Origin of the sequence: Martinezella tropici (genome assembly GCF_003287875.1) — a bacterium.
Lineage (GTDB): Bacteria > Pseudomonadota > Alphaproteobacteria > Rhizobiales > Rhizobiaceae > Rhizobium > Rhizobium tropici_C.
In genome coordinates, this window is the sequence record NZ_QMKK01000030.1 from 41121 (window position 1) to 66481 (window position 25361).

Here is a 25361-nt window from a genome sequence, read left to right on the forward strand (position 1 = left end):
ATCCGGCGAAGTTCATTTATTTGATGCGGTGCATCGAACCTCCGTCGATGACAATCTGGCTGCCCGTGACGTAGGACGAGCACGGCGACGCGAGATAGAGAGCAAGCCCCTTGATGTCCTCGGGATCGCCAATCCGCCCGATCAGCGATTGCTGTTCGAAGGCCTTGCGATCCGCCGGTATCCGCAGCCTGCCGCCGGCGATGTTGGTCATGAAGGGACCAGGCGAGATGCAATTGATGAGAATGCCGAATTGGCCCAATTCCATCGCCATCTGGCGTACGAAATGGTCTACGCCGGCCTTGGCTGGCATGTAGGGCGTGCCGACGATCGCCTCATTGATCTGGGCAGCGATCGAGGAGGTCACGATGATACGGCCGCCTCCCGTCGCTTTCATGTGCCGGGCCGCATGCTTGACGGTTGTGTAGACCGAAGAGAGATTGACCTCGATCACCCGATCCCAGTGGTGATCGTCGAGAACATCGATGGCGCCGCCTTGGAGCCGCTCACCTGTCGTCGACAGGAAGCCAGGCCCAGCATCGATGCCCGCATTTGCAAAGACGATGTCGATCCGTCCCTGACGCTCTGCTACCGCGTCGAAAGCCGCCGCCATGGCCGGCCGATCCGAGACATCGATCTCCAGACCGCAAACGTCAGCTCCATGTCGGGCGATTTCCGCCACGACACGGTCGAGATTTTCGCCATCCATATCGAAGATGCAGACACGAGCACCGTTATCCGCCATCACTTCCGCATAGGCCCGCCCTATGCCGCTCGCACCGCCGGTCACGATGACCGATTTGCCGCGAACGTCGAACATATCCTGCAAGCTCGTCATTTTTCCTCCCGTGCCGTCGAGGATGGCATGCCCGAGCCTCGGCCCGAACTTCCTCCATTCTGCCTTGCCCTCCCCGACGCAGCAGAATTGGTTCATTAGGACGAGAAATCCCGACTGCCTGTCAAACACCGCCGACGGGCAATCAGAAGAAGTTCTGCGGGCAAACTCCAACAGATTGAAACAGAACCATATTTTTTAAGGAGCCCGCCCCCGGCTTGCGGCCCCACCAGGGCGATTGTTTGCTGAAATAATGAAATTGCTTTATGAAATCATCAAACGGCCATCCGTGAAGGATTGCCGGACCGCTTGCTGCGCGGAAGAGGTCTTGATGCAGGGATTGATCGAATCTTCTAAGATGCTGGATCGAGGCGGCAATCCGACCGTCCGGCAGCTTCTCTCCAGCCTGGTCTTCAATCCGAATGACGGAACGATCCAGCTGAATGGCGCGCGCATCGTCATGCAGCGCGCGTCCGCCCTTTCCGATCTGAGGCGCGAGCTGGTGGGCTTGCTCGGCGAGAAGGAGGCACGCATCTTCCTTTTGCGCCTGGGCTTCATGTCCGGCCGCTCGGACGCACGTTTCGTACGTGCCGGTTGGCCAAATCTTGACATAGGCGACGCCTTCACGGCCGGAACGCGGCTGCACACCTTCAGCGGCGTGGTGCGTGTCGAAACCGTCTTCAACTCCTACGACTTCCGTAAGAAACGATTTTCTGCCGAATTCCTTTGGCGCGACAGCGTCGAAGCCGCGGAGTTCAGTAAGACGCGACTGGCATCCGAACCCGTCTGCTGGACGCAGCTTGGTTACGCCTCGGGTTATGCCAGCGAGTTCTTTGATACGCTGATCGTGTACAAGGAGATCGAATGCGCGGCGCAGGGCCACAGCCATTGCCGGGTGGTCGGAAAGCCAGCCGATGGCTGGGGCCGCAACGATCCAGAGGTAATGCTTTTCCGCGAGCGTATCGATGTTGCCGACGACATTAGCCGCGCTCCCGCCTCGCGCGGCAACGCCGCGCGCGCCACCGACACGTCCTTCTCCAGCCTCGACAACCTCATCCTGATGCCGGTCCGCGACAGGCTCGATCGCCTGGCGGCCACCACCCTGCCCGTGCTGATAACTGGTGCGCCGGGAACGGGGCGCGGTAGTGCCGCACGCTATCTGCATCGAAGGTCTGCAGTCCCCACGGCAGATCTACGGCGCCTAGTTGGGATGCAAGTCGACCTTGCGTTTTGCGCCGAGGTCGCACGGCCGATTAAGGCAAGCCGCCGGACATCCCATTGCGAGATGATCGTCATCGACGCTGTCGAAACTATACCTCACGACGTCCAGCGCCACTTCGCCCGCGCAATCGAGGAAGGCATCGCGACAGGCGGGCCTCGCATCGTCGCGGTCGCTGACCAGCGCTTTGCGACGGAGGAGCAAGGCTCTCTAAAAGAACTTTTTTCGGTTCTCTCGCCGATAACCGTTCGCATGCCGACATTGAGCGAAAGAGAAGGCGAGCGAGTGGCGCTGGCGCGATCGATGTTGCCGGTGCTTGCGGCTCGAATGAACATCGAGCCTCTCCGCTTCGAAGCGGCGGCGGAGGAATTGATCGAGGCAGAACGCTGGCCAGGAAACCTGCGCCAGATGCGTAACGTACTTATCGCCGCGCTTGACACAAAGACCGCCAACACAACGATTTCCGCTGCGCAGATCGAAGCTCAGCTGACACGCTTTCCAGCCAGTTCGGAGAGCGACAGCCGCGAACACGGGGGAACGCCGACCGATCCCCATCAATTATTAGAATCCGAAGGATTTTCTCTCAATACTCTTGAACAGGCGCTATACACGGCGGCTATGGAACGGGCGCAGGGAAATCTTTCTGCCGCCGCTCGCATGCTTGGACTGACCCGAGCCCAGCTTGCATACCGCATAGAAAGTGGGCTGGAACGAAAACCACAGGGGAGGAAGAGCTGATAGGATACCGGCCCGATCGCCTGAAACACAAGGTATCGAACATTTCGGACCGAGGCCCTTATACAAGATCTGGACTCGCATTTCTGTTCTTCAACCTAGAACCCGATGGGAATTACGAATCGGCAACTGGATCGATCCGGAGAATGGATTCGTCCTTCCACATAGGGCGCTTAGACAAGCGTATCATCGGCGGCCGGCGGCCATCGATTTCCTTCTACGCCTTCCTTCCAGCCTCGACCGGCTTACACCCTGTGGCCCACCTCCCCATGGTGCGGCGGATCGGCAGCAAGTCGATCCTGATCACGGATTTCAGCAAACCCCACGCCCCGCCAGGCGCCAATAGCATGACCCCGATGGCGGGCAGGCTGAGGATAATGGAATAGAGCGAGCCGATATTACCCATGGTCTCGCGAAGCAGGAAATAGATCGCCACGCCAATGATTGGGCCTTCGAGCGTGCCGATGCCTCCGAGAATGACGGCGAAGAGGATGATCGCCCTTGCCGCTTGCCTTGAACCCTGGCTAGAGGACGACGCGCTCTCCTATCGCAGCCGACCGCTTGACGGCCTCAATGACTTTCAATGTCTCCAAGCCTTCGCGGCCGCTGACTAAAGGAGCTTCCTCGCCCCGAATGACGCTGCAGAACTGACGGATCTGCAGGACAAGCGGGTCCTCGTTTTCGAATGCGGCTCTATCGCGCTCAAATGCCTCCGTCCAGCTTCGCTTTTCGGCATTGCTCCATATTTCGAGCGACGGCACGGCCAGAGATCCGTGTGTTCCGCCGATCATGTAGCAAATCTCCTGAGTTTTCGGGTAAGCGGGATTTTCTCCCGTCGTCATCTCCCAGCTCCACGGCGCCACAACGGAATCGGACACGGAAGCAGTGCCGAGAACACCACTTTTGAACTCGATGAGGATAACAGCGGTTTCCTCGACGGCATTGCTTCGCACCGCGTTGGATTCACGGGCCTGTACGGCGCCTATATCGCCGCAAAGGAAACGGAGATTGTCGATGTCGTGAATTAGGTTGAGGAAGACTGGCCCTGCCCCGCGCTCTCGCCGCCAGGGGATGTCAAAGTACTCGTCCGGCTTGAACAGCCAGAACATCGCATTCACAATCAGGATCCGACCGAGCGTCCCGCTGTCGATGATCTCTTTTGCTTTCTGCATCATCGGATTATGCCGGCGGTGATGTCCCGTCAGGAGCGCCACACCTTTTGCTTCAGCCATTCGCACAAGCTTCTCGCCGGCCGCGATGTCGTCCGCGATGGGCTTTTCGATCAGCGCCGGGACGCCCGCCTCCACGGCTTCCAACCCATTTTGAACATGCACCTGGTTCGGCGTCGCGATGATGACTCCGTCGGGGCGCTCGGAATTCATCATGTCGGCAAAACTGGGGAACCATCTGACACCAGCCTCGCCGGCGATCGCTTGGCCGACTGGCGTGGGATCCACAACTGCCGTCAGCTCTGCAGCCGGCTCTTCCAGCACGTGCCTGATGTGACGCTTGCCGATCAGCCCCGCCCCAAGAACTGCCAGCTTGACCCGGTTCGCCATCGCTATCAGTCCTTTTTCTCAGCCTTGAGCATGGTCGCAACTCTGCGGATGCCGAGTTGATAGCCTTCGGTGCCGAGACCAGCGATGACGCCGTCGGCCCGATGAGACACGAAGGAATGATGGCGAAAGCTCTCACGCTTGTGGACGTTGGAGATATGGATCTCGATGACGGGACCTTCAAAGGTATTCAGTGCGTCGAGGATAGCGAGCGAAGTGTGAGTGAACGCGGCCGGGTTGATGACAATGCCAGCGCCGTCCTCGCGCGCCTGGTGGATCCAGTCGATGATCTCGTATTCGCGGTTGCTTTGATGGAAACGGATCTCGTGTCCCAGCTCCGACGCCAACTTTCGGCAGTCCGCCTCGACGTCAGCCAATGTCTCGTGCCCGTAGATATGTGGCTGGCGCTTGCCGAGGAGGTTGAGGTTTGGTCCGTTGAGAACGTAGATGAGGCTCATTGCATTTATCCTTGTTGAGCGTTGCCGGGATCAGGCGAACGCTATGTCCTGAAACGCGAAGTTTGGATCGGATTCGTAGAGATCTGCGCGAAGGCCGAGCCGGCCGGCTTCCAGTGCGGAAGCCGCTACGTCGCGCGCAGCTTCGAGCACCGATTTCAGCAGCTCTCGTTTGACCTCCAGAGGGCGGCCTGGGGCCATGCGTACGATTATCTGCACAAAGTGGTTATCGGGATGCTCGTCGCCGACGCAGGAGATGGTGGCTTCTCTGGCGAAGGTGCGAACCACGGTTGGCTTGACCAGCCCTCCGTCGCGGACCCGGCGATGAACCGCGCGGGTTAGCTCGTCGATGGCGACGCGTTCCGCTGCGCCTCGGCTGTAGTCGATGATGATATGCGGCATGGAGTAATCCCCCGATCACGCTGTCACTCGGCACAGCTCATCGAAATGGCGCGACATTCGTTCCGTGTCGGGTGACAGGCCTGTGAAAAGCTCGAAAGCTGCGGCCGCTTGAAACACGGTCATTCCGCCCCCTGGGAGCGTCCGGCACCCCTTCTGCTTTGCCAACGCAAGGAGCTCGGTCATCAACGGCATATAGACGATATCGGCCACCCAGTGACGATGCCCTATCCAATCGGGGTCTATCGGAAGCCCGGGATGGCTTGGCATACCAGTGGGCGTGGCGTGGATCAGGCCATCGGCGATGGCGAGGGCGGCGCGCACGTCTCTGACCGGCCTTGCGACCTCTCCTGAAAACCTCTCGTTGACCTGATCGGCGAGCGTGGAGGCGCGGCGTTCGTCCTGATCAAAGATCGAGAGCCTTTCTATACCGAGTTTCATGGCAGCATGCGCGACCGCCACCCCAGCACCGCCGGCGCCAAGCAGAACGGCATGAGCCTTCGCGACGTCGGGCAAGCCGCGCTCGAAATTCTTGTAAAAGCCATACCAGTCGGTGTTGTGTCCGATCCGCTCGCCGTTCTGAAGCACGACCGTGTTCACGGCTCCAAGCATCTCGGCATCTTCGGACAGGCGCGTCAGGTGAGGCAGCACGGTCTGTTTGCACGGATGGGTGATGTTGGTTCCCGCAAAGCCGCGGCTTTCCAGCTCGTTCAGGAGATCCGGCAGCGCGGAAGGAGGCAATCCGCGCACTGCCAAGTCCACGAGTTCGTACTCGTAATCAAGCCCCAGGTGGCGGCCTTCCGTTTCATGGAGCGCCGGCGATTTTGACATCTGGATGTCGGCGCCGATGAGGCCGACCAGGAATTTGCTGTTGTCCATGTCTTTGCCCGATCAGTGATGCGCAAGGATTTCGCCGAGAAATGCCCTCGTCCGGTCATGCTTGGGGTTCTTGAAGAAGGTCTCGGGCTCCGCCTCCTCGATGATCTCTCCGGAAGCCATGAAGATGACCCTGTCAGCGACTTGCCGGGCGAAACCCATTTCATGGGTCACGCAGATCATCGTCATGCCGTCTCTTGCGAGGCCGATCATGGTGTCGAGAACCTCTTTGACCATTTCGGGATCCAAGGCGGAGGTGGGCTCGTCGAAAAGCATCGCCTTCGGCTCCATGCATAGGGCACGCGCGATGGCGACGCGCTGCTGCTGTCCGCCGCTGAGTTGCGCCGGATATTTTTCCGCCTGATCGAGGATGCGGACGCGCTCGAGATACTTTCGCGCCAACTTCTCTGCGTCCGCCCGGCTTGCGCCCCGCACTCTCATGGGCGCAAGCGCGCAGTTTTGCAGCACGGTCATGTGCGGGAAGAGATTGAAGTTCTGGAAAACCATTCCGACTTCACGTCGAATGGCGTCGACCGCCTTGGTGGTGCCGTCCAGCAGTTGACCTTCCACCACGATCTTGCCGCCCTGAATCAATTCAAGCGCGTTGATGCAACGGATCAAGGTGGACTTGCCCGAGCCGGACGGTCCGCAAAGGACGATCTTCTCTCCCTTGCGAACCGACAGATTGATGTTCTTCAGGGCATGGAAGGCGCCGTACCATTTCTCCACTTTATCAAGGGATATCAAGGTCGACTGATCGTTGGGGGAATTGAGCACGGCGCCCTCCATTTATGCTTTACTTGACGGTAAACGGGATGTTGGGGATGGATTCAGGGAACTTGGGAAGATCGATTGCCATCCACTTCTTGGTGATGGCAGCGAGTTCGCCGTTGCCTTTGATCTTGTCGAGGAAGGCGTTGACCGTCTCGTTCCAGTCCTTCTCGCCGAGCCGCGTTCCCACACCGTTGTACGTCGTCAGGAAGTCGATCTTTCGTTCATACGTGCCGGCACTGGCTGCATCGAGCCTCTGCCCGTAGAACTGATTGCCGCCCACTGCCTTTACCTGTCCGGAGATCAGGGCCTGGATGGTGGCCGCGTCATCGTCGAAGCGGCGAACGGTGGCCGTCGATCCGACCGCGTCGGTTACGGCCTTGTCCTGCGAGCTGGACTTCGGCACCCCTATTTCCCAACCAGCCAGGTCGGCCGGCGATTTCACGGCGTCGGCTTTGGCGGCATAAAGCGAAATCGTGTTGGCCGCATAAGGTTTGCTATACTGGATCGACTTGGCGCGCTCTTCCGTCATTGCCATCGTGGCGAAGAGAATATCGACCTTGCCGGTCGTCAGCGCGGGAATGCGGTTCGCTACCGCGAGCGGTTGGAACTGGACTTTCACGCCGAGCTCCTTGGCAAACAGCGTCGCCACATCGGCGTCAAAGCCGTCCTGTTTGCCGCTCGAGTTCACAAAGCCCCAAGGCGCGTTGTCGCCCTGGATGCCGACGACGAGCGTTCCCTTCGACTTGATCTCTTCGACAGATGACGCGGTCGCTGCCGCAGCGCCGACGGCGGCGAAGGTAGCGGTCGCCAGCGCTAGACCGAGAAATTTCCTACGATTGGTACTCATTGCACTTTCCTCCTCTTGTGCTGTTTACTTCTCCCGAAGCAGGCTTAGCGGGCGGCTTTTGCCATCCGTTTCTCAAGGCCGCTTCCGACATGGGAAAGAGGCCAGCAAATTACGAAGTAGATTATTCCGACGATCCCGAAGACGAGCAGCGGGCGGTAGGTCTGGTTCGATATGATCTGGCCAGCCCGGGTCAGCTCGATGAAGCCCACGATCGCTGCGAGCGACGTCCCCTTGATGAGCTGCACAAGAAAGCCGATGGTCGCAGGCATCGAGATCTTCAAGGCCTGAGGCAGAACCACGTCCTTCATTCGGGAGACGTAATGCAGGCCAAGAGCGTGCGCGGCTTCGGTCTGCCCTTTGGGAATGGCTTCAATCGAGCCGCGCCATATCTCGCCGAGGAAGGCGCTTGCGTGGAGAGTGAACGCGATCGCGACAGCGACCCAGGCGTTGACGTCGATGCCAAGCAAGGCAACGCCGTAGTAGACGACAAAGAGCTGCATCAGGAGCGGCGTGCCCTGGAAGAGCGCGATATAGCCGGATGATGCAAGCCGGGCGAAACGATGCTTCGACGTGCGCGCAAGCGCGATCAAAATGCCGAACACGCCTCCGCCGATGAAACCGATAATTGCCAGCAATACGGTCCATTTCAGACCCTGAAGGATGAAGAACAGCTCGTTATCGCCGATGGGACCCATGAGCGCCTCCTATCGAGTCGGATAGTTGAAGTAGGAACGGGAGATCAGGGCGAAGATTCCCATCATCAGGCTTGAGATGACCAGGTAGATTGCGGTCACGGTGAAGTAGACTTCGAAGCTTCGGAACGTATCCGACTCGATGCGCTGCGCCGCGGAAGTCAGCTCATATGCGGCGATCGAGGTGCACACCGACGTGGTCAAGGTCAGCATCACGAACTGGCTCGTCAAAGAGGGGTAGATCGCTCGCAGTGCCGGCTTCAGAACGATGAGCCGGAAGACGTCGGCCTTGTGCAACCCGAGCGCAAAACCGGCTTCGATCTGTCCCTTGTTGATGCTCTCGACGCCCCCGCGGATGATCTCGATAGCGTAGGCGCCTCCGTTGATCCCCAGCGCGATGATTGCAGTGACCGTCGGGTTCAGGCGGATGCCCATGAGCGGGAGGGCGAAGTAGATGAAGAAGATCTGCACCAGGAACGGCGTGTTGCGGACGACTTCGACGAACGCGATAACCGGAGCGCGAACCCACGCGGTCTTCGACGTTCTCGCTGCAACTCCCAGGATCCCGATTACGAGAGCGAGCAGCATCCCGGCGAAGGCGAGACCCAACGTTCCGAGCGAACCCCAAAACAATTCCGGGGCGCGGTCGAAGACCGCGCCAAAATCAAACCTGTAACCCATCTGCTGGCTTCCTCCCTTCGGCGCGGCTCTCGCCTCGCCGGCGCCGCGATCACTGACCCGGCTTAAATATTCGTAAGGCCCCTTCGAACAGGCGTTTCAAATGCTCCTCCGCGTCTGCCGAGCCTGAAAGAGGTACTTCGACCGAGATCGATGCGGCCCCGTCGGCTATTTCAACCAGTTCGCCCAACGGCAATTCGCCCTCGCCGGGAGCAAGGCGCTCGCCTCGGGCCTCAACGATCATGGCCTCCGCCGTGTTCGGAGCGGGTCCGATGACGTCGCATAACTGGACGTGCTTGACCCTGTCGATGTCGGCGCGCAGCGACGTCAACGTTCCGCCGTTCCTGAAGAAATGCACTCCGTCAACGAGTGCACCGGCATTGGAAGCGCCGCTCGATTTCAGTAGATCGACGCTGTCAGCGAAGGTTCTGACCGTCCGCCATCCCATGTTCTCGATATCGACTGCCAATCCGTAGCCGCTTGCAAGGCTGCAGAATTCGGTGAAGTTCGACTGCAGCCTGCTCCGCTCCGGATCGTCGCCGCACACGCTCAGACGCTTGGCCCCGATGTTGGCGGCCGCAGCCACTATGGGCTCCAGAGACGAGGCGTTGAACGAGGGATCGATGACAAAGAACTCGATATCGAAGACCTCGAGCGCTTCGCGGCGCAATACGGCTTTCAATTCTTCCGCTGCGCGACCGCCTACAGGCAGCTCATAGTATGGCGCTCCAGGAAATGCCGGATTGAGCCTCAGTCCAATTCTGGAAAAGCCCGCCCCCGCTGCGGCCTTCGCAAAATCGCTCGGCGGCAGGGAGATGGCGGAGAAGTGCGCAACGCCAATCTTCTGTTCCGATCTTGATCCAGGCGCCACCATCACACGATCCCTTTCGTCGCGAGATGATTTCGAAGGTTCGTCCCCGTGCGGTGGATGTGCTGCCGCAGTTTCTCGCAGGCATATTCGACATCCCGCGCGACCGCTCCCTGTGCGATCTCGCTATGCTCCTGCCCGACGTTCCGGTCGCCGGAAGTCCTGATGAGGAAGACCCGGCGATATCGGTCGTTCAGGTTCAGCAAGAGGCCGCAGAAATGCAACAGAAGCGGCTTGCCGCAACCGGAAATGAGCGTGAGATGGAATTCCCGGTGAAGCGTTTCCCATTGCTCGAGCGTCTCAGGCCGTGAGGCATCTCGTTCCGTGCGGTTCAGGCGATGGAGCGAGCGCATTATATTGCCCTCCCACTCGACATCGCCGATGCGCATGGATTCCCGCAGCGCAAAGACTTCGAGCTCTTCGCGCAGCGTTGTAATTTCTTCCAGATTCGCCAGCGAGATCGGCGCTACGCGATAGCCACGGTTGTCCTGAAACTCCACCAGGCCGTCGGAAATCAGGCGTGCAAGCCCCTCCCTCAGAGGGCTTAAACTGACATTGAACGTACGGCGCGCCTTGTCGAGATTGATCTTGCTGCCGGCCTCCAGCTCGCCAGAGATGATCGCCTCGCGCAACCGCGACGCCAACTGGCTTCCGATGGTGTTCTTGCCATCATCGGCAAAACCCGCGGACGCCGTCTCTTCGTCTGTCAGTGGCGCAGAGGCGCTGTCGTCGCTCGAGCTCATCCCTGCTCCCCGGCAATTTCGATCAACTGTCGATGATCGATATGATAAACGATTATTTGTGTCAACGAAAAACGTAACCCGGCCCGTTATGGCAGCTGCGATCCATATGTTTAGTGAACTTAAGTAAGTATTTTCAGATATTTAACATCATGTTTAGCCAATTCCTCCTCATTTGAAGGGAAAAGCCGTCGTAACATTCATTGACAGATAATCGATTATTCTAAATAGTCGGGGCCATTGGGAGGTAGCCCTATGGCCATAAAAACCGAAAGCGAGCTGACGCCTGCCGTCCTCGCGGCGATGAACAAAACCGAGGATCCACGTCTGCGGGAGATCCTCGTCGCAATGGTGAAGCATCTCCATGCATTCGTGCGGGAGGTAAGATTGTCCGAAGTCGAGTTCCGCGAAGCTACGGCGATACTCAACGAGATCGGACAACTGCAGACGGACAGCCACAACGAGTTTGTTCTCATGGCCGGATCTCTCGGCGTATCCTCGCTGGTTTGCCTTTTGAACAACGGCGACGGTGGCCAGACGGAGACGTCGCAGTCTCTTCTCGGCCCGTTCTGGCGCCTGAACTCTCCCCGTGTCGAAAACGGCGGTACAATCATCCGCTCCGACACGCCGGGCACGCCGCTCTATGTCCGCGCCAGGGTAGTAGATCGGGACGGCAGCCCGATCGCGGGTGCCGAGGTCGACGTCTGGCATGCTTCTCCCGTTGGGCTCTATGAAAACCAGGACCCCGATCAGGCTGAGATGAACCTTCGGGGCAAGTTCACCACGGATGCCGACGGCCGCTTCTGGTTCAGCACCGTGAAGATGGTCGGATACCCGATCCCGGTCGACGGCGTCGTCGGCCGATTGCTAAAGGCGCAGGGACGTCACCCGTACCGACCAGCGCATCTTCACGCCCTTATCTTCAAACAGGGATACAAGACGCTGATTTCCCAGGTCTTCGATCCAAGCGATCCGCACATCGATTCCGACGTTCAGTTTGGAGTGACGGCAGCCCTGACCGGCGACTTCGTCCGCCATGACGAACCGCATCCGTCCGAGCCGGGCGTCTACGGCCCCTGGTTCTCACTCGACTACACCTACGTTATGGAGCCCGGCGAAGCCGTGCTGCCGCGTCCACCGATCAAATAACCAACGACAGAGCCGAACCGATGATCACAGAACAGGAACGCCGAGAGGCGGCCGACGCCCTTCTGAAGGCGGAAACCGAGCGCAAGCCAATCGTTCAACCGAGCAAGACCTATCCCGGTCTGGAGCTTGAAGATGCCTATAAAATTCAAGCGCTCTGGGCGGAGGCTCGGACTGCTAGGGGTGCTCGGGTCGTCGGTCACAAGATCGGCCTTACGTCGCGCGCGATGCAGATGGCATCCAAGATGACCGAGCCCGACTATGGCGTCATCCTCGACGACGCCCTCTACAATGACGGAGCGCAGATCAAGGCGGACCTCTTTATCAAGCCCCGCCTGGAAGTCGAGCTCGCTTTTGTGATGGGCGAGGATCTCGAAGGTCCCGGTGCGCGGATCTACGACGTGATGAGGGCGACTGAATTCGTCGTCCCGGCTCTCGAGATCATCGACTATCGCACCGAGGTTCCGAGAGCGATCACCGACACGATCGCCGACAATGCCGCTTTTGGGGCGGTCGTTGTTGGCGGGCGCATCATTCGACCGATGGACATCGACATCCGCTGGGTGGGCGCCACCCTCTCGAAGAACGGCATCATCGAGGAATCCGGTGTTTCTGCAGCGATCATGGGCCATCCAGCAGCCGGGATCGCGTGGTTGGTAAACAAGCTCCATGCGGTGGGCGGCGGTTTGAAAAAGGGGCAGATCGTGCTGGCCGGCTCTTTCACCCGCCCTGTGGATATCGCCCGAGGCGACGTGATCCAGGCCGACTACGGCCCCGTCGGCTCAATCGGCGTCTCGTTCGTGTGAGGATCTAATGGAACTCCCCGTCAACAGGTTCAAGCGAAAACTCCTGGCCGGTCAAAGTCAGATCGGATTGTGGTGTGGCCTTCCGGGCAGCTATGCAGCGGAAATCGTCGCACCATCCGGTTTCGACTGGCTGCTTTTCGATACCGAGCATTCTCCCAGCGATGTCCTCACTGTGCTTCCACAGCTGCAGGCGGTCGCGCCATACGACGTCGCCCCCGTGGTGCGCCCGGCCTTCAACGACCCCGTATTGATCAAGCGCTTTCTGGATATCGGTGTCCAGACGCTTCTCATTCCCTATGTGCAGAATGAACAGGAGGCGAAGGCGGCCGTGGCCGCCGCGCGCTACGCACCGCGAGGCATTCGCGGCGTCTCCGCCCTCACCCGCGCCACCCGTTTCGGGCGCGTGCCGAACTACGCGCAGACCGCCGAACAGGAGATCTGCCTCTTGCTGCAAATCGAGACACGAGAGGCGCTCGATCAGCTTGAAGCCATTGCAGGGGTCGACGGAGTCGACGGGATCTTCATCGGTCCGGCGGACCTCGCCGCCAGCCTCGGCTATCCCGGCCAACCCGGACATCCCGAGGTAGTTTCGGCAATCGAGAATGCGATCGAGCGCTTGAAAACCGTCGGTAAGCCTTCGGGCATCCTGACGCCTGACGAGAAGTTTGCGGCTCGCTGCATTGCGCAGGGAACGCTGTTCACGGCAGTCGGCGTCGATGTTGCCCTCCTTGCCAGAGGATCGGAAGCACTTGCGTCCAGGTTTTCGCGCTAGAGCCGGATGTCGTGCGAAAACCGCCTACACGTTCGGCATCACGCTCTAGGGAGACATAGCATGTTCGCTTTGGAACAGGTTCGGTCGGAGATAGCGCCGACTGGAACCATTAGAGCTGCGGTTAATATGTCGAACGCAGCTTTGATTCGCTGGGATGAAAACGCAGGCGCCTTAGTGGGCCCTAGTGCGGAAATTGCGGGTAGGATCGCCCACGAACTTGATCGCGAGCTTTCGCTGATACGATACGGATCGGCCGCAGATATTCTTTCCGCCGCGGACGGCGGCGAGTGGGACATCGCCTTCATCGCGTCTGACCCATCGAGAACCGATCGCTTCAGCTTCTCGCCTCCCTACATCTCGGTCGAGGCCACCTATCTGATTCCAGTGGCGTCACCCTGCCGAACGGCGGACGAGCTCGATTCCAAGGGAATTCGCATCGCTTCCGCGCGTAGCGCAGCCTATACAAAGCAGCTTGAGCGAATACTCAAGCGAGCCACGGTATTGCATGTCGACAGCCCCGCGGCCGCCCTCGATTTTCTCGCCAACCGAGAATGCGACGCGGCGGCGGGACTGACCGAATTCCTCTTCAATGCCTCGGAGCGGATGGAAGGCTTCCGGGTGGTAGATGGGGTATTTTCGCGAATTCCCCAGACAATCGCGGTGCGCAAACGGGCCACTCGTGCCTCGCACTTCTTCGCTGACTTCGTGCGGCGGCTCGGCGGCGCGGATGTCGGGGGAGAAAAAGGCAGCCTCAGTGAAGGACTTCCCTGACGCCTGCCGTAGATGCGTAACGCCAATTTCACTCGTCGTAAGGAAAGAAGGCACCTATGCCGAGCCGGCTTAAGCCGAATCCCTTCCATAAGGCCTGAGGCAGAGCAGTTCGCCAGTCTATCGCTCACCAGGTAAGGAGAGGACGGGAAGAGCCATAGGAACCCGTTGCCGACCCGCTTGGCGCTAATTGGTTGTCCCGCTGGACTCTCTCTGCCCATCGCCGACGGTCGGCCGCCTTGTCTTTGGCAGGATCTGTCGACTTGCTCAAGGCTGCACGACCGGATTGCCCGCCAGTTCCGCCGATCGTCGAGCAGGAAGCACAGAAAACGGCGGGAACAATAATCATAACACCTAAGGCAACCGCCCTCGTGAACCCATAATAGATCGGCGGCATGGACATCCCTAATGCTCCCTTTGACCATCTGTAACGAAGAGAGATGTTATGCGATTTCACATCGGGCGAAAACTAGGAGCTGTTCGGACCGCCTGATGGAAGGCTCCCGTCGCCAGGCCATGCAAGTTCTCCGGCATTTGGATGACCGCGTCCGTTGGTAAGGGGTAGCGCCGTCCCGATATTCCCTAGGCATTGCGCGACAGAGAGTGGCCCCACCGGCGGTCATCAGCATGGCATGAGACGCATTTCTTTTGCCTACTATCGCGACCGAATAAAAAAGTGAATCCCAGAGAAGCGCACGCCGGAGCACATACTTTCTAGAAAAAAGATAAGGATACTCTAGTTTGGCGTGACCTTGTTTCGGAGAGCATGATGAAGATCACAAGACGAGCTTTCACTGCGATCGTGGCCGGTGCAATCGCGGTGCCGCTGGTGGATATTCGAATGGCGAACGCGGCCGACAAGGTCCTGCGTATCGGCTATCAAAAATATGGAACACTGGTGCTTCTCAAGGGCAAAGGAACGCTGGAAAAGAAACTCGGAGCGATCAACTACAAGGTTGAATGGGCAGAGTTTCCTGGCGGTCCCCAGCTCCTTGAAGCACTGAATGCGGGTGCTGTCGATTTCGGATCGACCGGCGAAACGCCGCCGATTTTCGCCCAGGCCGCGAACGCTCCGCTCGTCTACATTGCGCATGAGCCGCCTGCCCCGCGCGGCGAAGCCATTCTTGTCCAGAAAGATAGCCCCATAAAGTCCGTTGCAGACTTGAAGGGTAAAAAAGTCGCCCTCAACAAAGGATCGAACGTGCATTATCTGCTCGTGAAAGCCCTTGAAGAAGCTGGCTTGACCTATAAGGACGTGGAGCTATCCTTTCTCGCACCAGCCGACGGCCGCGCGGCCTTCGAAAGGGGCGCAGTCGATGCATGGGTCATCTGGGATCCCTTTCAAGCAGCGGCGGAAGTGGCGCTTGAGGCGCGAGAGCTTAGAAACGGTGAGGGCATCGTTCCCAATCACCAGTTCTATCTCGGCACCAACGCGCTGGTCGACAATCACGCCGGGGCCGTTGACGTCCTAATCGAGGCTATTTCCGAGATTGACGCATGGACCAAGTCCGACACCGCGGCGGCTGCCGCGGAACTATCACCGTCGGTCGGCATCCCGCAACCTGTCCTCGTGAAAGCGCTGGAGCGTCAATCCTATGGCATCAGGAGCCTCGACGAGTCCGTCGTGGCACAACAGCAAGCCATCGCTGACGCCTTTTTCGAACTCAAGCTCATCCCCAAGAAGGTGACGGTCGCAGACGCTGTACGCAGGAACAAGGCATAGCGCCGTCTTCAAGGCCCTGATAGTCGTTCAAGCGAGAAGGTTGGTCGCCGTCTCGCTTGACGTTTAAGCAAGCCATCTCTCGCTCTGCGGCATTACGCTGTGTTGATTTCTATGAAAAGGACCCGTCGCGCATTGCGCCGTTTCATATGAACACTTTTAACCTATCGAAATCACTTGATTTCTTCACCCACGCGGGACGGATCAACGTGCAAAATGGATCACATCAGCGCGCTACGCAAAATGCGTTTACGTCAACCGCTTCCATGGTACGTCAAAGACGACGCTGTTGTTATAAAAGTCCTTTGCCACAAATTTCGTGGGCATACATCGGCTTGACCTTGACGGAATGACTGATTTGAGACCGCGAACCGCCATACTGATATTGATCGGGCGAGGGACGTCGTCTAGCGAAACGGGTTTGCTGACCTTTGTGCATCATTGAAATGCCATCAGGAAAGCTCTAATCTCCCCCCTGTTACGATATGTCTCCAGGAGATGGCGAAGGGTGGTCAACAGATACTCTCGCACCAGAGATGTGTTCCTGGATTCCGAGGCGCTCGCGATTTGCCAAAGCGCCTTTAACGCCATCCTTACCCGCCTGGACATCAGTCGCGAACACGAGAACGCTGAGGACATTGCAGCCTTTGTCAGCAAGCTTTATCAGCAGGGCATCCACGATGAGAAAAAGCTCTTCGAGCTTAGTATCGCCACCACCGTTCATTTTCGGGACTGAACGGCGGTGCACGCCTCTTGCTTATGTCGGCTGATCTTGGAGATGCGGGAATTTAAGGGTCGGCATCCGTAGAATCCAGGCTGAGCGGCTTGGCGGAAAATGAACTCGGCGGTGATCGTCAATCTCTCGGCACGGCTTCAAAGCGATCGAACGACCTCCACAAGACGTTTCATGTCGGTGGGCTTCCCGAGATTGGGCACGTTAGCCAAAACATCATGCCTGGCGAGTTCCGCCGGATCGCTCGCACTGGCGAGGACGAACGGAACACCCCACGTCTTGAGAAGCACGGCGACAGGCGTGATCTTCTCGCCATTGAGAGTGACATCCAGAACAGCAGCATCCGGACGTTGGCTCTTCAACAGTTCAACGGCCTGCCCGACCGAACCCGCCAGCACGCTGACAATGGACCAAGTCGGGTGAGAGCCTGTCGTATAATACTCTGACCCGGGTTTTCGAGAAAGAGATTGGTGAGCAGCCCGCCAGAGAACCGACAGCAGGTCTAGGCATTCTCTTTCCAACGGAGATTTCGATGTCAAAATTCCTTTTTCAACTTCTCGGGCAAAAGGGCCCGCTGCCCGTCGAATTGGAATACAACTTGGCCACAGTGGAGGACGCGAAGCGCCAAGCTCGAACTGCCCTCGCCGAGATTGCGCGCGATGGCCTTCCCGAAGAACCACTTAATATGCTGGCGGTGGAAGTATTCGACCATGAGCGGAGGCCAATCGTCGAGCTTCGGCTGCTGCTTGAAGAAATTCCGAAGCAGGAAACATGATTAGACGGAAACTGGGCATTGAAGAGGCGACTTGCGAAGGTGGGGCTGGCTCCAGTTTCAAATATCCGTCGGTGCATCCTCGGCTGCTGAAACCATTAGAACAGCAATTGCCTGCCGCACCTGGAACATTGATCGTGATTGTTGGTTAGCCGTGGGATAGATTAGTCCATGTCACGCCTCGCAAGGAATTTCCATGAAGATCGCGACCACCGTTTTCGCTCTCTGCATGACCGCCCTCCCCGCAACCGCGGCGGACAATGGCGTAATGCAACACGCAACCGATTTCGCGACGAAAGCAGCGATCTCGAACATGTTTGAGGTCGAAGCCGGCCGGATCGAGATTGCAAAAGGCCGTGCACATGACGCCAAGCAGCTTGCGGAGGATATGGTGAAGGACCATGGCGAGGCGGACACGATGTTGCGCGACGCCGCCAAGCAGGATGGCATTGCGTTGCCTGGCGCCCTCGATGACGAGCACAGACAGAAGCTGGCCGCCCTGGAGCAGAGCGATCCGCCCAACCTGGATCAGGCATATCTGTCGACCCAGGTCACCGCACATCAGCAGGCGGTGGAACTGTTCGACGCCTATTCCAAGAAGGGTCCCGATGGCCGACTTAAAAGAAGCGCGGAAAAGCTCCTGCCGGATCTGCGCATGCATCTGACAAGGGTCCAGGCGCTGACCTCCAAATGATGCGGGATGAAGAACGCTTTTGGGCTGCGGAGGATTTGATCGGCGCGCGCCGGCTTAACTGGATGCTCAATCATCTTCCCCGATATCGGCCGGACCGCCGCTGGAACGCTAGGCTATTGCAAGGGCTAATCGAGGCGTGTCAGCTCTGCATCCTCGACGTGATCTTTCATAGGCAGGTCTATATCCGCACCATAAAAACGAAAGCCGGCCCGGTCGCCATTCGCTTCACGGCGCCACCCTTTACGCCTGCCGGCCTCTACATCCATTTTCATGGTGGCGCCTGGGTCATGGGAAATGCACGTCTGGAGGATGGCCTGGCAAAGCGGATGGCGCAGCGGCACGGAATCCTGGTTGCCGCGGTCGACTTTCGAAATGCCCGTGACGATCGTCTCGAGCGCACACTGCAGCAATGCATTTCCGCGACCGAGTGGCTGATCGATAACCTGATCGATTTCAATGTGGATCGCGTCGTCATCGGCGGCGAGTCCTCAGGGGCTCACCTCGCATGCGAAGCCCTCCTTCATCTGCAACGGATCAGCAAGATCAGTCACATTGCCGGATTTTATTCGGTATGTGGTGGATTTAATCTGGGTGCATCAGGAAGCCTGCGCGAAGCATCACATCGCAGCCTTCTCATTGACGGTCCAGCGACTATCGCAAATCTACGCAGATTGGTCCCTTCCCTTCCAGATGACCGACAACGAGGTCCGCTTCACTGCGATCTTACGGGCCTGCCGCCGGCACTTTTCATCGCCGGCGCGCTCGATCCGATCGTCGACGACAGCATCGAGATGAGCGCAAAATGGCTGCGGCGGAATGGAAACTGCAGTTGCATCATCGTCCCAGAGGCACCGCACGGGTTCAACCGCTTTCCAACATCGCTTGCCAACAAGGCGAATGAGTTCGCCGCGAGATGGATCAAACAAGCGTTTGACATGGCACGGCATGCTGAAAGCTCACGGAACCCTTACGCGCAAGCATGACGCGGCCGCCAGACGGCTGCCCTTCGGCCTGGTATGAGGCGTGATGCTGTGACGTCCCCATCGGCCGGTTGTGTGAAGATCGGAGCCGAGCGGAAAAACGCCGGAACACCAACCCCAGATGTCGACCCGGCGGTACAGCCGGGTCATTTGGCACGAAAGTGGAACCTGTGGGTCTATATCGTGCCAGAGCCCTGGTGTAATGCGCATTGGCATTGTGGTCAGGCACATTCTCGACACTCTCAAGTGACACTGCGCGGCATTCTCGCGGCGGACATCAGCGGCTGAGCGACCTGGTCCAACAATTGGCCGGCATTCTGCTCTTCGCCAAGAGACAATGTGAGTAACTGAGCAACTGCGGACTGGCCAAGTTGCAGGGCGAGATTCCGTGCAGTCGTATAGGCTGCGATTTCGTAGTGTTCGACGCGCAACGCCGCACCGATCAGCGCCAAATCCGCAGGGGCGTCTTCTTTCTTTTTTCCCTCTGCCATCACCTCCTCGCCTTCCTCGACCAGACCGGCCATTCCTTTACAGGGTTTGGCGCGTGAGGTCGAACCGAGAAAACGGAGACATTCGTTCAGGCGATCGACCTGCGTCTCCGTTTCCGCGAGGTGACGCTCGAAAAGCGTTTGCAGTTGCGAACTGCGAGCAGCTTTCTGCATCTTGGGCAAAGCTTTCAAAAGTTGCTTTTCCGCATGCAGCAGGTCACGCAACTCATCGACGAGCACGTCCTGAATCGCTTCCGACCCTTCCGAAAGGGCACTGCGAGCTTTAATCGCCGGTCCGCCGCTTTCAGTATTCCTGATGCTCTGGAAAGCGGGAGCCTCGACGAATTCCCAATCTACGCCCTCGTTCCAGGGGCCGCGCGTATCGACCTCCCCGAGATCGCCTTCTCCAGTTGAGTCATTGAAAAACTGATCGACGAGACCAGCGGTTGGCGCAATTTTTCCGACGCTCAACGGCGGCTTTCCCATGCTTTCAAGGGCGAGAGAGAACGCACGCATGTGGGTGATTTCCCTCGTCATCAGAAATTGCAGCGCATCCTTCGTTCCCGGGTCGCGGCAAAAATCGATCAGCCGCTCGTAGACTATCTTCGCTCGCGCCTCTGCTGCAATATTGCTACGCAGATCAACGTCCAATTCTCCGGTGATCTTGAGATAGTCCGCGGTCCAAGGGTTCCCCATCGAATTGAAGAGATTTACCCCGCCGCCGCCGGCAATTGCGATGAGCGGGTCGGCCTCGGCCTCTTCTCTAACCGACTTCAGAGGTTTCAAATGCATTCGGGCCAGTGTGCCAACGATCTCAAGGTGACTGAGCTCTTCAGTTCCGATATCCATGAGGAGGTCCTTACGTCCAGGATCCTCGCAATTCAGTCCTTGAATGGAATATTGCATGGCCGCCGCAAGCTCGCCGTTCGCACCGCCGAATTGCTCTAGCAGCATGTTCCCGAACTTCGGATCGGGTTCATCGACCCGCACCGTATACATAAGCTTCTTGACATGGTGATACATGCGACATCCTCCTCATTGATCGCAACTAACCGAGCGCCCTGAAGAATGTTCCGGCTGTTTTCGAGTTAATGGACTTCACCGCCAAGCGTTTACCCGTCGCGGATCCGGTCGCGGACGCTAGAGAGCCGACCGCAAACGCTATCGCGTATCAAGCAACTCTCGATGTTTGGGATATCACCGAGCCGTTACTGAATCGTCGTCAAGCGGCCGGTTTGTATAAATCCGCCTCCAGGCCGATTGGCAACAGGGTGTATGGATTTCCGAGGACGATCGAAACAAATCACGCGTGGATGAATAAGATAGTTTCCTGCATTAACGATAATTGAAGCTAGTATGCCACCGCAACAGAAAGCCATACGAAACTGATCATGTATCCCGTCGTGAGCGAAATACAGACCGCAAACAGAACAGCGAAGCACCTCGACGACATATTGAAGCTCCTTCACTCGATTTTCGTTGGGTCGCAGGCATGCTATGATACTGATATCACCGTTACAGATAAAATCTCGAACTCCAGATGGACATTAATGTTCCGTTCAGAAATTTCGGAGCTTCGGTAGAATTCTTCAATCACAGCCAAACGTGGAAATAAGATCGAATAGTCCTACCAAGTAGGCCGCCATATATCCGACATTTTCCACTCCATCCGCTCGATCGATATGCTTATCTATGGCTGCATATTCACCATTTGATCCATCGGCATCATGTTTTGCTTCAGATGATCCATGATCCAGATGGAACCTAAGACAATAAGCACCACGACCAATATGCCGAACGCCAGCGCGAGCACATTGTTTGTGTTGTCTGGGCCGGTGGTGATATGCAGAAAGAAAACCAGGTGGACGCCCATTTGCGCGATTGCGAGTACGACCAGCGCTACCGGGATTGCCGGCCCATAAACGATGTTGGAAGTGGCTAGCAGAAAGGAAGCAACCGTCAGGATGATCGAAAATCCGAGACCCAAGTTTGCGTTCAACACCCAATGGCCGCTTTCTTCCGGTGGCTCGTCACCGGGCGCATGGTCGTCCCGCAAGTTCCGCCTGTTATCATATATGTCCGTGTCGGTGTCGGAGGTACTCATTAGCGAACTCCCATCAGATAGACGATCGTGAAAATGCCGATCCAGACGATATCAAGTGCATGCCAGAAGAGATTGAAGCAGATCAATCGATGAATGATCTCGCGGCGAAATCCTTTTATAAAGACTTGGGCCATCATCGTGGCCAGCCATACGCCGCCGAGCGTGACGTGCAGTCCATGCAGTCCGACTAGCCCATAGAAGGAAGTGAGCATTGCGCTGCGTTGCGGCGTGAAGCCGCGGTCGGATAGTTCAATGAATTCCAACAGCTCAAGAAGAACGAATATCAGTCCCAGCAGGCCTGTCAGAAGCAGGAATATAAGCGTCCACAGCTTATTGCGTACATTTGTCGCCGCAAACGACAGCATGCAGGTGTAACTCGACAACAGCAGCGCCGCCGTCTCGAATCCCACGCGCTGCACATCGACCATATCAGCAATCGTCGGCCCACCTGCCGTCGCTCCCCTTTGCACGGCGAATGCGGCAAAGAAGCAGGAGAAAATGATGATGTCGCTCAGCAGATAGATCCAGAAGCCATAGCCGACAAGAATCCGCTTATTGGCGGGACCGGTAGCGCCCTGGCCAGTTCCCGCCACGGGCTCTCCGGAGCCGTGAGCACGGTGGCCCAGACGATGCGGATCTTCGCGAACGCGCCGTATGGCTTCGACGCTCGCCGGCAGGCCGGTATCGGTCATGGCAATACTCCCTGTTCGGACATTCGCGCAAGCATCGCCTCGCGAGCGGAGCGCCGGGCGCGGTCGACGCGCGCGACCTCGTCGGCCGAAACCTCGAATTCATGAACGTCGCGCCACGCGAAGACCACGAAGCCGATGAAAGCGGCCACAAGCGCCACGATGGCAAGCCACCAGATGTACCAGATCATCGCGAAACCGAAGACCGTGGCGAAAAAGGCCGTATAGACGCCAACCGGACTGTTCACAGGCATCTCGATCGGCTCATAATCCGGTTCCGGCGACAGATGCTGAGATTCAACGGCGCGCAGTTTGATACCCCAATAGGCCTCCTCACCCTCGACATTCGGCATGACGGCAAAATTGAAAAACGGCGGCGGCGATGGGGTGGCCCATTCAAGAGAACGACCATCCCACGGATCTCCGGTGATATCCCGCAGCTTTTCCCGTTCGCGGATGCTGACCACCAATTGAATGACTTGCGCGACGACACCCAGGATTAGGATGCCGACACCGGCGACGGAGACATAAAGCCAGGGCGCCCATTCGGGAACGTCGATGTGTTGCAGCCGTCGTGTCATCCCATCAAGTCCGAGAACGTAAAGAGGCGTGAAGGTCACCCAGAACCCAACGAAAGCCAGCCAGAAGGCTGCTTTGCCCCAACCTGCGTGAAGCCGGAAACCGAACGCTTTCGGAAACCAGAATTCCATGCCCGCGAAGACGCCGAACACGACACCGCCAATAATGACATTGTGGAAATGCGCCACGAGAAACATGGAATTATGCGTCAGGAAGTCCGCTGGCGGTATGGCGAGCAGGACGCCTGTCAATCCGCCTATGGTGAACGTGAAGATAAAGCCCATCGACCATAGCATCGGCACTTCGAAACGAACCCTTCCGCCATACATCGTAAAGATCCAGTTGTAGATTTTGACGCCGGTGCCGACGGCTATGATGCTGGAAGAGATACCGAAGAAGGTGTTGACCGCGGCGCCAGCTCCCATCGTGAAGAAGTGGTGCAGCCACACCAGCATCGAAACGATGCAAATGAACATCGTCGCCGCGACCATGGAGCGATATCCAAATAGCGGCTTGCCGGAAAAGGTCGAAAAGACTTCTGAAAAGATGCCGAAGGCGGGCAAGACGAGGATGTAGACTTCCGGATGCCCCCACGCCCATATCAGGTTCACAAACATCATTGGATTTCCGCCCGCCGTATTTGTGAAATAATGCCATCCGACATAACGATCGAGCGTCAGCATGGCGAGGGTCGCCGTCAGAATCGGGAAGGCTGCCACGATCAGCAGACAGGAAGCGAGCGCCGTCCAGCAAAAGACCGGCATTCTGAGATAACTCATGCCCTGGCAGCGCATTTTCAATATGGTTGTGACGATATTGATGCCTGTTATCAGGGTACCGATCCCGGAAATCTGCACCGCCCAAAGATAATAGTCGACGCCCACGCCTGGCGTATAGCTCGTCTCGCTGAGGGGCGGATAGGGAAGCCACCCGGTGCGGGCGAACTCGCCGATGAAAAGCGACACATTGACGAGGAGCGCACCGCTGGCCGTCAGCCAGAACCCAACCGAGTTGAATGTCGGGAAGGCAACGTCGCGTACACCGAGTTGCAGCGGCACGAGGAAATTCATGAATCCCAGCACGAGCGGCATGGCGCCGAACAGGATCATGATCGTTCCGTGCACGGTGAAGATCTGGTTATAGTGCTCGGGCGGCAGATAACCGGGGGCATCGATCGCGACGGCCTGCTGGGTGCGCATCATGATGGCATCGGCAAAGCCGCGAATGAGCATCACGACACCGAGCAAGCAATACATGATGCCGATGCGCTTGTGATCGACGCTCGTGATCCACTCTCGCCACAAATAAGGCCACCATCCTCTCACGGTGACCAGTATCAAGACCGCCACCGCGATGAAGATAACGGCGATGGATGTGATCAGGGGGATCGGCTCAGACAGGGGAATCGCCGAAAGACCGAGTTTTCCCAACATGGTCAATCCTTTCCGCCGGTAGAAGTCTCGCGACCCGCATGTTGGGGAGACTCGACCTCTGGCCCAGGACCTGGCGGAATCGTCTGTTGAACGATGGCATTGAAAAGCCCAGGATCCGCCAATCGGTAGGTCGCGGGCTGGACGCGCTCGCTTTGCTGCAAAAGCTTGCCATAGGCACCCCGATCAAGGGGAAGGTTGGTCGCCTGAGCACTCTTCATCCAGGTTTCAAACTCGGCATCCGGGATGCTTTTGACCTCGAACTGCATGTCTGAGAAACCGTCGCCGGAAAATTGCGCGGATATGCCTCGCAAGCGAGCGGATTCATCCGACTGGAGATGCAGTTGTGAGATCATGCCAGGCATGGCGTAGATCATCGATCCAAGCCGAGGCACGAAGAATGCGTTGAAAACGCTTGCGGAGGTGATCGAAAAGTGCACCGGTGTGCTAGTCGGGATGACGACTTGATTGACGGTAGCAATCCCGTTTTGCGGATAGATGAAAAGCCATTTCCAGTCGAGCGATACCACCTGAACTTCGAGAGGCGGCTTGCTCGATGACAACGGCCTGAATGGATCGAGCCGGTACGAGCCGATCCAGATCAGACCGCCGATGAACATGATCGTCAGGATCGGAATCGACCAGACGACCGCCTCGATGCGGCCGGAGTAGGACCAATAGGGAAGATATTCCGCTCGGGGATTAGAGGCGCGGTAGCGCCATGCCATCCAGAACGCCAGCAGGAGGGTCGGCACGACGATGGCAAGCATGATGACGGTCGCATTGATCAATATCGCGGCATCGCCGGCGCCAACGGGGCCTGCCGGGTTCAACACTGCGACCGAACATGAGGAAAGGCTGAAACCCAACAGGTAAAAGGCGGCGCCGCGCCATATGCGAAGGGGCACCGATTTCGGATTCTCCAAGCCGTTCATTCTGGATCGTCCTCCCCGTTGCGGTTCCCCCGAACCTGCGACGTCAGGCATTGTTCCATCCGAAATGCACCGAC

28 protein-coding genes and 1 pseudogene are annotated in these 25361 nt (G+C 57.9%); 11 read left to right on the forward strand and 18 right to left on the reverse strand.

Annotation, left to right across the window (positions count from 1 at the left end; all coding sequences use genetic code 11):
• Window positions 1-16: 16 nt before the first annotated feature.
• Window positions 17-835 carry an SDR family NAD(P)-dependent oxidoreductase gene (locus DQ393_RS11720; RefSeq protein WP_112341950.1) on the reverse strand — a complete coding sequence of 273 codons (819 nt, stop codon included), beginning with the start codon at window positions 833-835 and terminating at the stop codon, window positions 17-19.
• A gap of 355 nt (window positions 836-1190) precedes the next feature.
• On the opposite strand from DQ393_RS11720, the pseudogene DQ393_RS34285 reads away from it, so the two are divergent.
• Both DQ393_RS34285 and DQ393_RS11725 read left to right on the forward strand, forming a co-directional pair.
• Window positions 1191-1454: pseudogene (locus DQ393_RS34285) on the forward strand (XylR N-terminal domain-containing protein); the annotation flags it as partial.
• Between the two features lie 39 nt (window positions 1455-1493).
• Window positions 1494-2789 carry a V4R domain-containing protein gene (locus tag DQ393_RS11725; protein ID WP_245430320.1) on the forward strand — a complete coding sequence of 432 codons (1296 nt, stop codon included), beginning with the start codon at window positions 1494-1496 and terminating at the stop codon, window positions 2787-2789.
• A gap of 214 nt (window positions 2790-3003) precedes the next feature.
• Here the strand turns inward: DQ393_RS11725 and DQ393_RS11730 are convergent, their stop codons facing one another.
• The 11 genes from DQ393_RS11730 to DQ393_RS11780 form a co-directional block, all read right to left on the reverse strand.
• Window positions 3004-3222 carry a hypothetical protein gene (locus tag DQ393_RS11730; RefSeq protein WP_112341954.1) on the reverse strand — a complete coding sequence of 73 codons (219 nt, stop codon included), beginning with the start codon at window positions 3220-3222 and terminating at the stop codon, window positions 3004-3006.
• A gap of 88 nt (window positions 3223-3310) precedes the next feature.
• A complete protein-coding gene (locus DQ393_RS11735; protein ID WP_112341956.1) occupies window positions 3311-4345 on the reverse strand; it encodes a Gfo/Idh/MocA family protein in 1035 nt (344 codons plus the stop codon).
• Between the two features lie 5 nt (window positions 4346-4350).
• On the reverse strand, window positions 4351-4800 hold the full coding sequence (gene aroQ, locus DQ393_RS11740; RefSeq protein ID WP_112341957.1) for a type II 3-dehydroquinate dehydratase: 450 nt from the start codon (window positions 4798-4800) through the stop codon (window positions 4351-4353).
• Between the two features lie 30 nt (window positions 4801-4830).
• Window positions 4831-5199, reverse strand: a complete 369-nt coding sequence (locus DQ393_RS11745; RefSeq protein WP_112341959.1) for a 5-carboxymethyl-2-hydroxymuconate Delta-isomerase — start codon at window positions 5197-5199, stop codon at window positions 4831-4833.
• A 15-nt stretch (window positions 5200-5214) separates the two neighbouring features.
• Window positions 5215-6075, reverse strand: a complete 861-nt coding sequence (locus DQ393_RS11750) for a shikimate dehydrogenase (protein WP_112341960.1) — start codon at window positions 6073-6075, stop codon at window positions 5215-5217.
• A 12-nt stretch (window positions 6076-6087) separates the two neighbouring features.
• Window positions 6088-6849: an amino acid ABC transporter ATP-binding protein gene (locus tag DQ393_RS11755; RefSeq protein ID WP_112341961.1), complete on the reverse strand. Its 762-nt coding sequence runs from the start codon at window positions 6847-6849 to the stop codon at window positions 6088-6090.
• A gap of 19 nt (window positions 6850-6868) precedes the next feature.
• Window positions 6869-7693, reverse strand: coding sequence for a transporter substrate-binding domain-containing protein (locus DQ393_RS11760; RefSeq protein WP_112341963.1), 825 nt, complete (start codon window positions 7691-7693; stop codon window positions 6869-6871).
• Between the two features lie 44 nt (window positions 7694-7737).
• Window positions 7738-8388 carry an amino acid ABC transporter permease gene (locus DQ393_RS11765; RefSeq protein WP_112341965.1) on the reverse strand — a complete coding sequence of 217 codons (651 nt, stop codon included), beginning with the start codon at window positions 8386-8388 and terminating at the stop codon, window positions 7738-7740.
• Window positions 8389-8397: 9 nt separating this feature from the next.
• The gene (locus DQ393_RS11770) at window positions 8398-9066 is read right to left on the reverse strand and encodes an amino acid ABC transporter permease (protein WP_112341966.1); all 669 of its coding nucleotides are present in this window, start codon (window positions 9064-9066) and stop codon (window positions 8398-8400) included.
• A gap of 49 nt (window positions 9067-9115) precedes the next feature.
• Window positions 9116-9937 carry a sugar phosphate isomerase/epimerase family protein gene (locus tag DQ393_RS11775; RefSeq protein WP_112341967.1) on the reverse strand — a complete coding sequence of 274 codons (822 nt, stop codon included), beginning with the start codon at window positions 9935-9937 and terminating at the stop codon, window positions 9116-9118.
• Complete coding sequence (locus DQ393_RS11780; protein ID WP_112341968.1) at window positions 9937-10674, reverse strand: GntR family transcriptional regulator; 738 nt, start codon at window positions 10672-10674, stop codon at window positions 9937-9939. The genes DQ393_RS11775 and DQ393_RS11780 overlap by 1 nt, the downstream gene beginning before the upstream one ends.
• A 252-nt stretch (window positions 10675-10926) precedes the next feature.
• Between DQ393_RS11780 and DQ393_RS11785 the strand changes: the two genes are divergently transcribed.
• The 6 genes from DQ393_RS11785 (at window position 10927) to DQ393_RS11810 (ending at window position 16619) form a co-directional block, all read left to right on the forward strand.
• Window positions 10927-11820 (forward strand): dioxygenase, encoded by an 894-nt coding sequence (locus DQ393_RS11785; protein ID WP_112341969.1) that lies wholly within the window; start codon window positions 10927-10929, stop codon window positions 11818-11820.
• A 20-nt stretch (window positions 11821-11840) separates the two neighbouring features.
• The gene (hpaH, locus tag DQ393_RS11790) at window positions 11841-12623 is read left to right on the forward strand and encodes a 2-oxo-hept-4-ene-1,7-dioate hydratase (RefSeq protein WP_112341970.1); all 783 of its coding nucleotides are present in this window, start codon (window positions 11841-11843) and stop codon (window positions 12621-12623) included.
• 7 nt (window positions 12624-12630) lie between these two features.
• A complete protein-coding gene (hpaI, locus tag DQ393_RS11795; protein ID WP_112341972.1) occupies window positions 12631-13395 on the forward strand; it encodes a 4-hydroxy-2-oxoheptanedioate aldolase in 765 nt (254 codons plus the stop codon).
• A gap of 60 nt (window positions 13396-13455) precedes the next feature.
• A complete protein-coding gene (locus DQ393_RS11800; RefSeq protein ID WP_112341974.1) occupies window positions 13456-14166 on the forward strand; it encodes a transporter substrate-binding domain-containing protein in 711 nt (236 codons plus the stop codon).
• A gap of 766 nt (window positions 14167-14932) precedes the next feature.
• On the forward strand, window positions 14933-15886 hold the full coding sequence (locus DQ393_RS11805) for a sulfonate ABC transporter substrate-binding protein (protein WP_112341976.1): 954 nt from the start codon (window positions 14933-14935) through the stop codon (window positions 15884-15886).
• A gap of 505 nt (window positions 15887-16391) precedes the next feature.
• A complete protein-coding gene (locus DQ393_RS11810) occupies window positions 16392-16619 on the forward strand; it encodes a hypothetical protein (RefSeq protein ID WP_112341977.1) in 228 nt (75 codons plus the stop codon).
• 137 nt (window positions 16620-16756) lie between these two features.
• Here DQ393_RS11810 and DQ393_RS11815 read toward each other — a convergent pair whose 3' ends face one another.
• Complete coding sequence (locus DQ393_RS11815; protein ID WP_245430321.1) at window positions 16757-17014, reverse strand: hypothetical protein; 258 nt, start codon at window positions 17012-17014, stop codon at window positions 16757-16759.
• A gap of 134 nt (window positions 17015-17148) precedes the next feature.
• Here DQ393_RS11815 and DQ393_RS11820 point away from each other — a divergent pair, with 134 nt between their 5' ends.
• The 3 genes from DQ393_RS11820 (at window position 17149) to DQ393_RS11830 (ending at window position 19065) form a co-directional block, all read left to right on the forward strand.
• Window positions 17149-17391, forward strand: a complete 243-nt coding sequence (locus DQ393_RS11820) for a DUF6894 family protein (protein ID WP_112341979.1) — start codon at window positions 17149-17151, stop codon at window positions 17389-17391.
• 193 nt (window positions 17392-17584) lie between these two features.
• A complete protein-coding gene (locus DQ393_RS11825; protein WP_112341980.1) occupies window positions 17585-18082 on the forward strand; it encodes a DUF4142 domain-containing protein in 498 nt (165 codons plus the stop codon).
• A gap of 35 nt (window positions 18083-18117) precedes the next feature.
• Window positions 18118-19065 carry an alpha/beta hydrolase gene (locus DQ393_RS11830; protein WP_245430322.1) on the forward strand — a complete coding sequence of 316 codons (948 nt, stop codon included), beginning with the start codon at window positions 18118-18120 and terminating at the stop codon, window positions 19063-19065.
• Between the two features lie 239 nt (window positions 19066-19304).
• On the opposite strand, the gene DQ393_RS11835 is transcribed toward DQ393_RS11830, so the two are convergent.
• The 5 genes from DQ393_RS11835 to cyoA all read right to left on the reverse strand — a co-directional run bounded on the left by DQ393_RS11835 (window position 19305) and on the right by cyoA (window position 25287).
• The gene (locus DQ393_RS11835) at window positions 19305-20573 is read right to left on the reverse strand and encodes a DUF892 family protein (protein WP_112341982.1); all 1269 of its coding nucleotides are present in this window, start codon (window positions 20571-20573) and stop codon (window positions 19305-19307) included.
• Window positions 20574-21240: 667 nt separating this feature from the next.
• Window positions 21241-21654 carry a cytochrome o ubiquinol oxidase subunit IV gene (gene cyoD / locus DQ393_RS11850; protein ID WP_112341985.1) on the reverse strand — a complete coding sequence of 138 codons (414 nt, stop codon included), beginning with the start codon at window positions 21652-21654 and terminating at the stop codon, window positions 21241-21243.
• A complete protein-coding gene (locus DQ393_RS11855) occupies window positions 21654-22346 on the reverse strand; it encodes a cytochrome c oxidase subunit 3 (protein WP_112341986.1) in 693 nt (230 codons plus the stop codon). The genes cyoD and DQ393_RS11855 overlap by 1 nt, the downstream gene beginning before the upstream one ends.
• Entirely contained in the window at window positions 22343-24355 is a 2013-nt protein-coding gene (locus DQ393_RS11860) for a cbb3-type cytochrome c oxidase subunit I (RefSeq protein WP_112341987.1), read from the reverse strand. The genes DQ393_RS11855 and DQ393_RS11860 overlap by 4 nt, the downstream gene beginning before the upstream one ends.
• 2 nt (window positions 24356-24357) lie before the next feature.
• On the reverse strand, window positions 24358-25287 hold the full coding sequence (gene cyoA / locus DQ393_RS11865) for a ubiquinol oxidase subunit II (RefSeq protein ID WP_112341988.1): 930 nt from the start codon (window positions 25285-25287) through the stop codon (window positions 24358-24360).
• Window positions 25288-25361: the final 74 nt, after the last annotated feature.

What these genes read in the sequence shown, in the direction of transcription:
- DQ393_RS11760 (WP_112341963.1), bottom strand. Translation starts at nt 7,693, where the DNA reads ATGAGTACCAATCGTAGGAAATTTCTCGGTCTAGCGCTGGCGACCGCT.
- DQ393_RS11855 (WP_112341986.1), bottom strand. Translation starts at nt 22,346, where the DNA reads ATGACCGATACCGGCCTGCCGGCGAGCGTCGAAGCCATACGGCGCGTT.
- DQ393_RS11800 (WP_112341974.1), top strand. Translation starts at nt 13,456, where the DNA reads ATGTTCGCTTTGGAACAGGTTCGGTCGGAGATAGCGCCGACTGGAACC.
- DQ393_RS11775 (WP_112341967.1), bottom strand. Translation starts at nt 9,937, where the DNA reads ATGGTGGCGCCTGGATCAAGATCGGAACAGAAGATTGGCGTTGCGCAC.
- DQ393_RS11835 (WP_112341982.1), bottom strand. Translation starts at nt 20,573, where the DNA reads ATGTATCACCATGTCAAGAAGCTTATGTATACGGTGCGGGTCGATGAA.
- hpaI (WP_112341972.1), top strand. Translation starts at nt 12,631, where the DNA reads ATGGAACTCCCCGTCAACAGGTTCAAGCGAAAACTCCTGGCCGGTCAA.
- DQ393_RS11720 (WP_112341950.1), bottom strand. Translation starts at nt 835, where the DNA reads ATGACGAGCTTGCAGGATATGTTCGACGTTCGCGGCAAATCGGTCATC.
- DQ393_RS11825 (WP_112341980.1), top strand. Translation starts at nt 17,585, where the DNA reads ATGAAGATCGCGACCACCGTTTTCGCTCTCTGCATGACCGCCCTCCCC.
- DQ393_RS11780 (WP_112341968.1), bottom strand. Translation starts at nt 10,674, where the DNA reads ATGAGCTCGAGCGACGACAGCGCCTCTGCGCCACTGACAGACGAAGAG.
- DQ393_RS11765 (WP_112341965.1), bottom strand. Translation starts at nt 8,388, where the DNA reads ATGGGTCCCATCGGCGATAACGAGCTGTTCTTCATCCTTCAGGGTCTG.
- cyoD (WP_112341985.1), bottom strand. Translation starts at nt 21,654, where the DNA reads ATGAGTACCTCCGACACCGACACGGACATATATGATAACAGGCGGAAC.
- hpaH (WP_112341970.1), top strand. Translation starts at nt 11,841, where the DNA reads ATGATCACAGAACAGGAACGCCGAGAGGCGGCCGACGCCCTTCTGAAG.
- cyoA (WP_112341988.1), bottom strand. Translation starts at nt 25,287, where the DNA reads ATGAACGGCTTGGAGAATCCGAAATCGGTGCCCCTTCGCATATGGCGC.
- aroQ (WP_112341957.1), bottom strand. Translation starts at nt 4,800, where the DNA reads ATGAGCCTCATCTACGTTCTCAACGGACCAAACCTCAACCTCCTCGGC.
- DQ393_RS11770 (WP_112341966.1), bottom strand. Translation starts at nt 9,066, where the DNA reads ATGGGTTACAGGTTTGATTTTGGCGCGGTCTTCGACCGCGCCCCGGAA.
- DQ393_RS11735 (WP_112341956.1), bottom strand. Translation starts at nt 4,345, where the DNA reads ATGGCGAACCGGGTCAAGCTGGCAGTTCTTGGGGCGGGGCTGATCGGC.
- DQ393_RS11860 (WP_112341987.1), bottom strand. Translation starts at nt 24,355, where the DNA reads ATGTTGGGAAAACTCGGTCTTTCGGCGATTCCCCTGTCTGAGCCGATC.
- DQ393_RS11820 (WP_112341979.1), top strand. Translation starts at nt 17,149, where the DNA reads ATGTCAAAATTCCTTTTTCAACTTCTCGGGCAAAAGGGCCCGCTGCCC.
- DQ393_RS11805 (WP_112341976.1), top strand. Translation starts at nt 14,933, where the DNA reads ATGAAGATCACAAGACGAGCTTTCACTGCGATCGTGGCCGGTGCAATC.
- DQ393_RS11785 (WP_112341969.1), top strand. Translation starts at nt 10,927, where the DNA reads ATGGCCATAAAAACCGAAAGCGAGCTGACGCCTGCCGTCCTCGCGGCG.
- DQ393_RS11750 (WP_112341960.1), bottom strand. Translation starts at nt 6,075, where the DNA reads ATGGACAACAGCAAATTCCTGGTCGGCCTCATCGGCGCCGACATCCAG.
- DQ393_RS11745 (WP_112341959.1), bottom strand. Translation starts at nt 5,199, where the DNA reads ATGCCGCATATCATCATCGACTACAGCCGAGGCGCAGCGGAACGCGTC.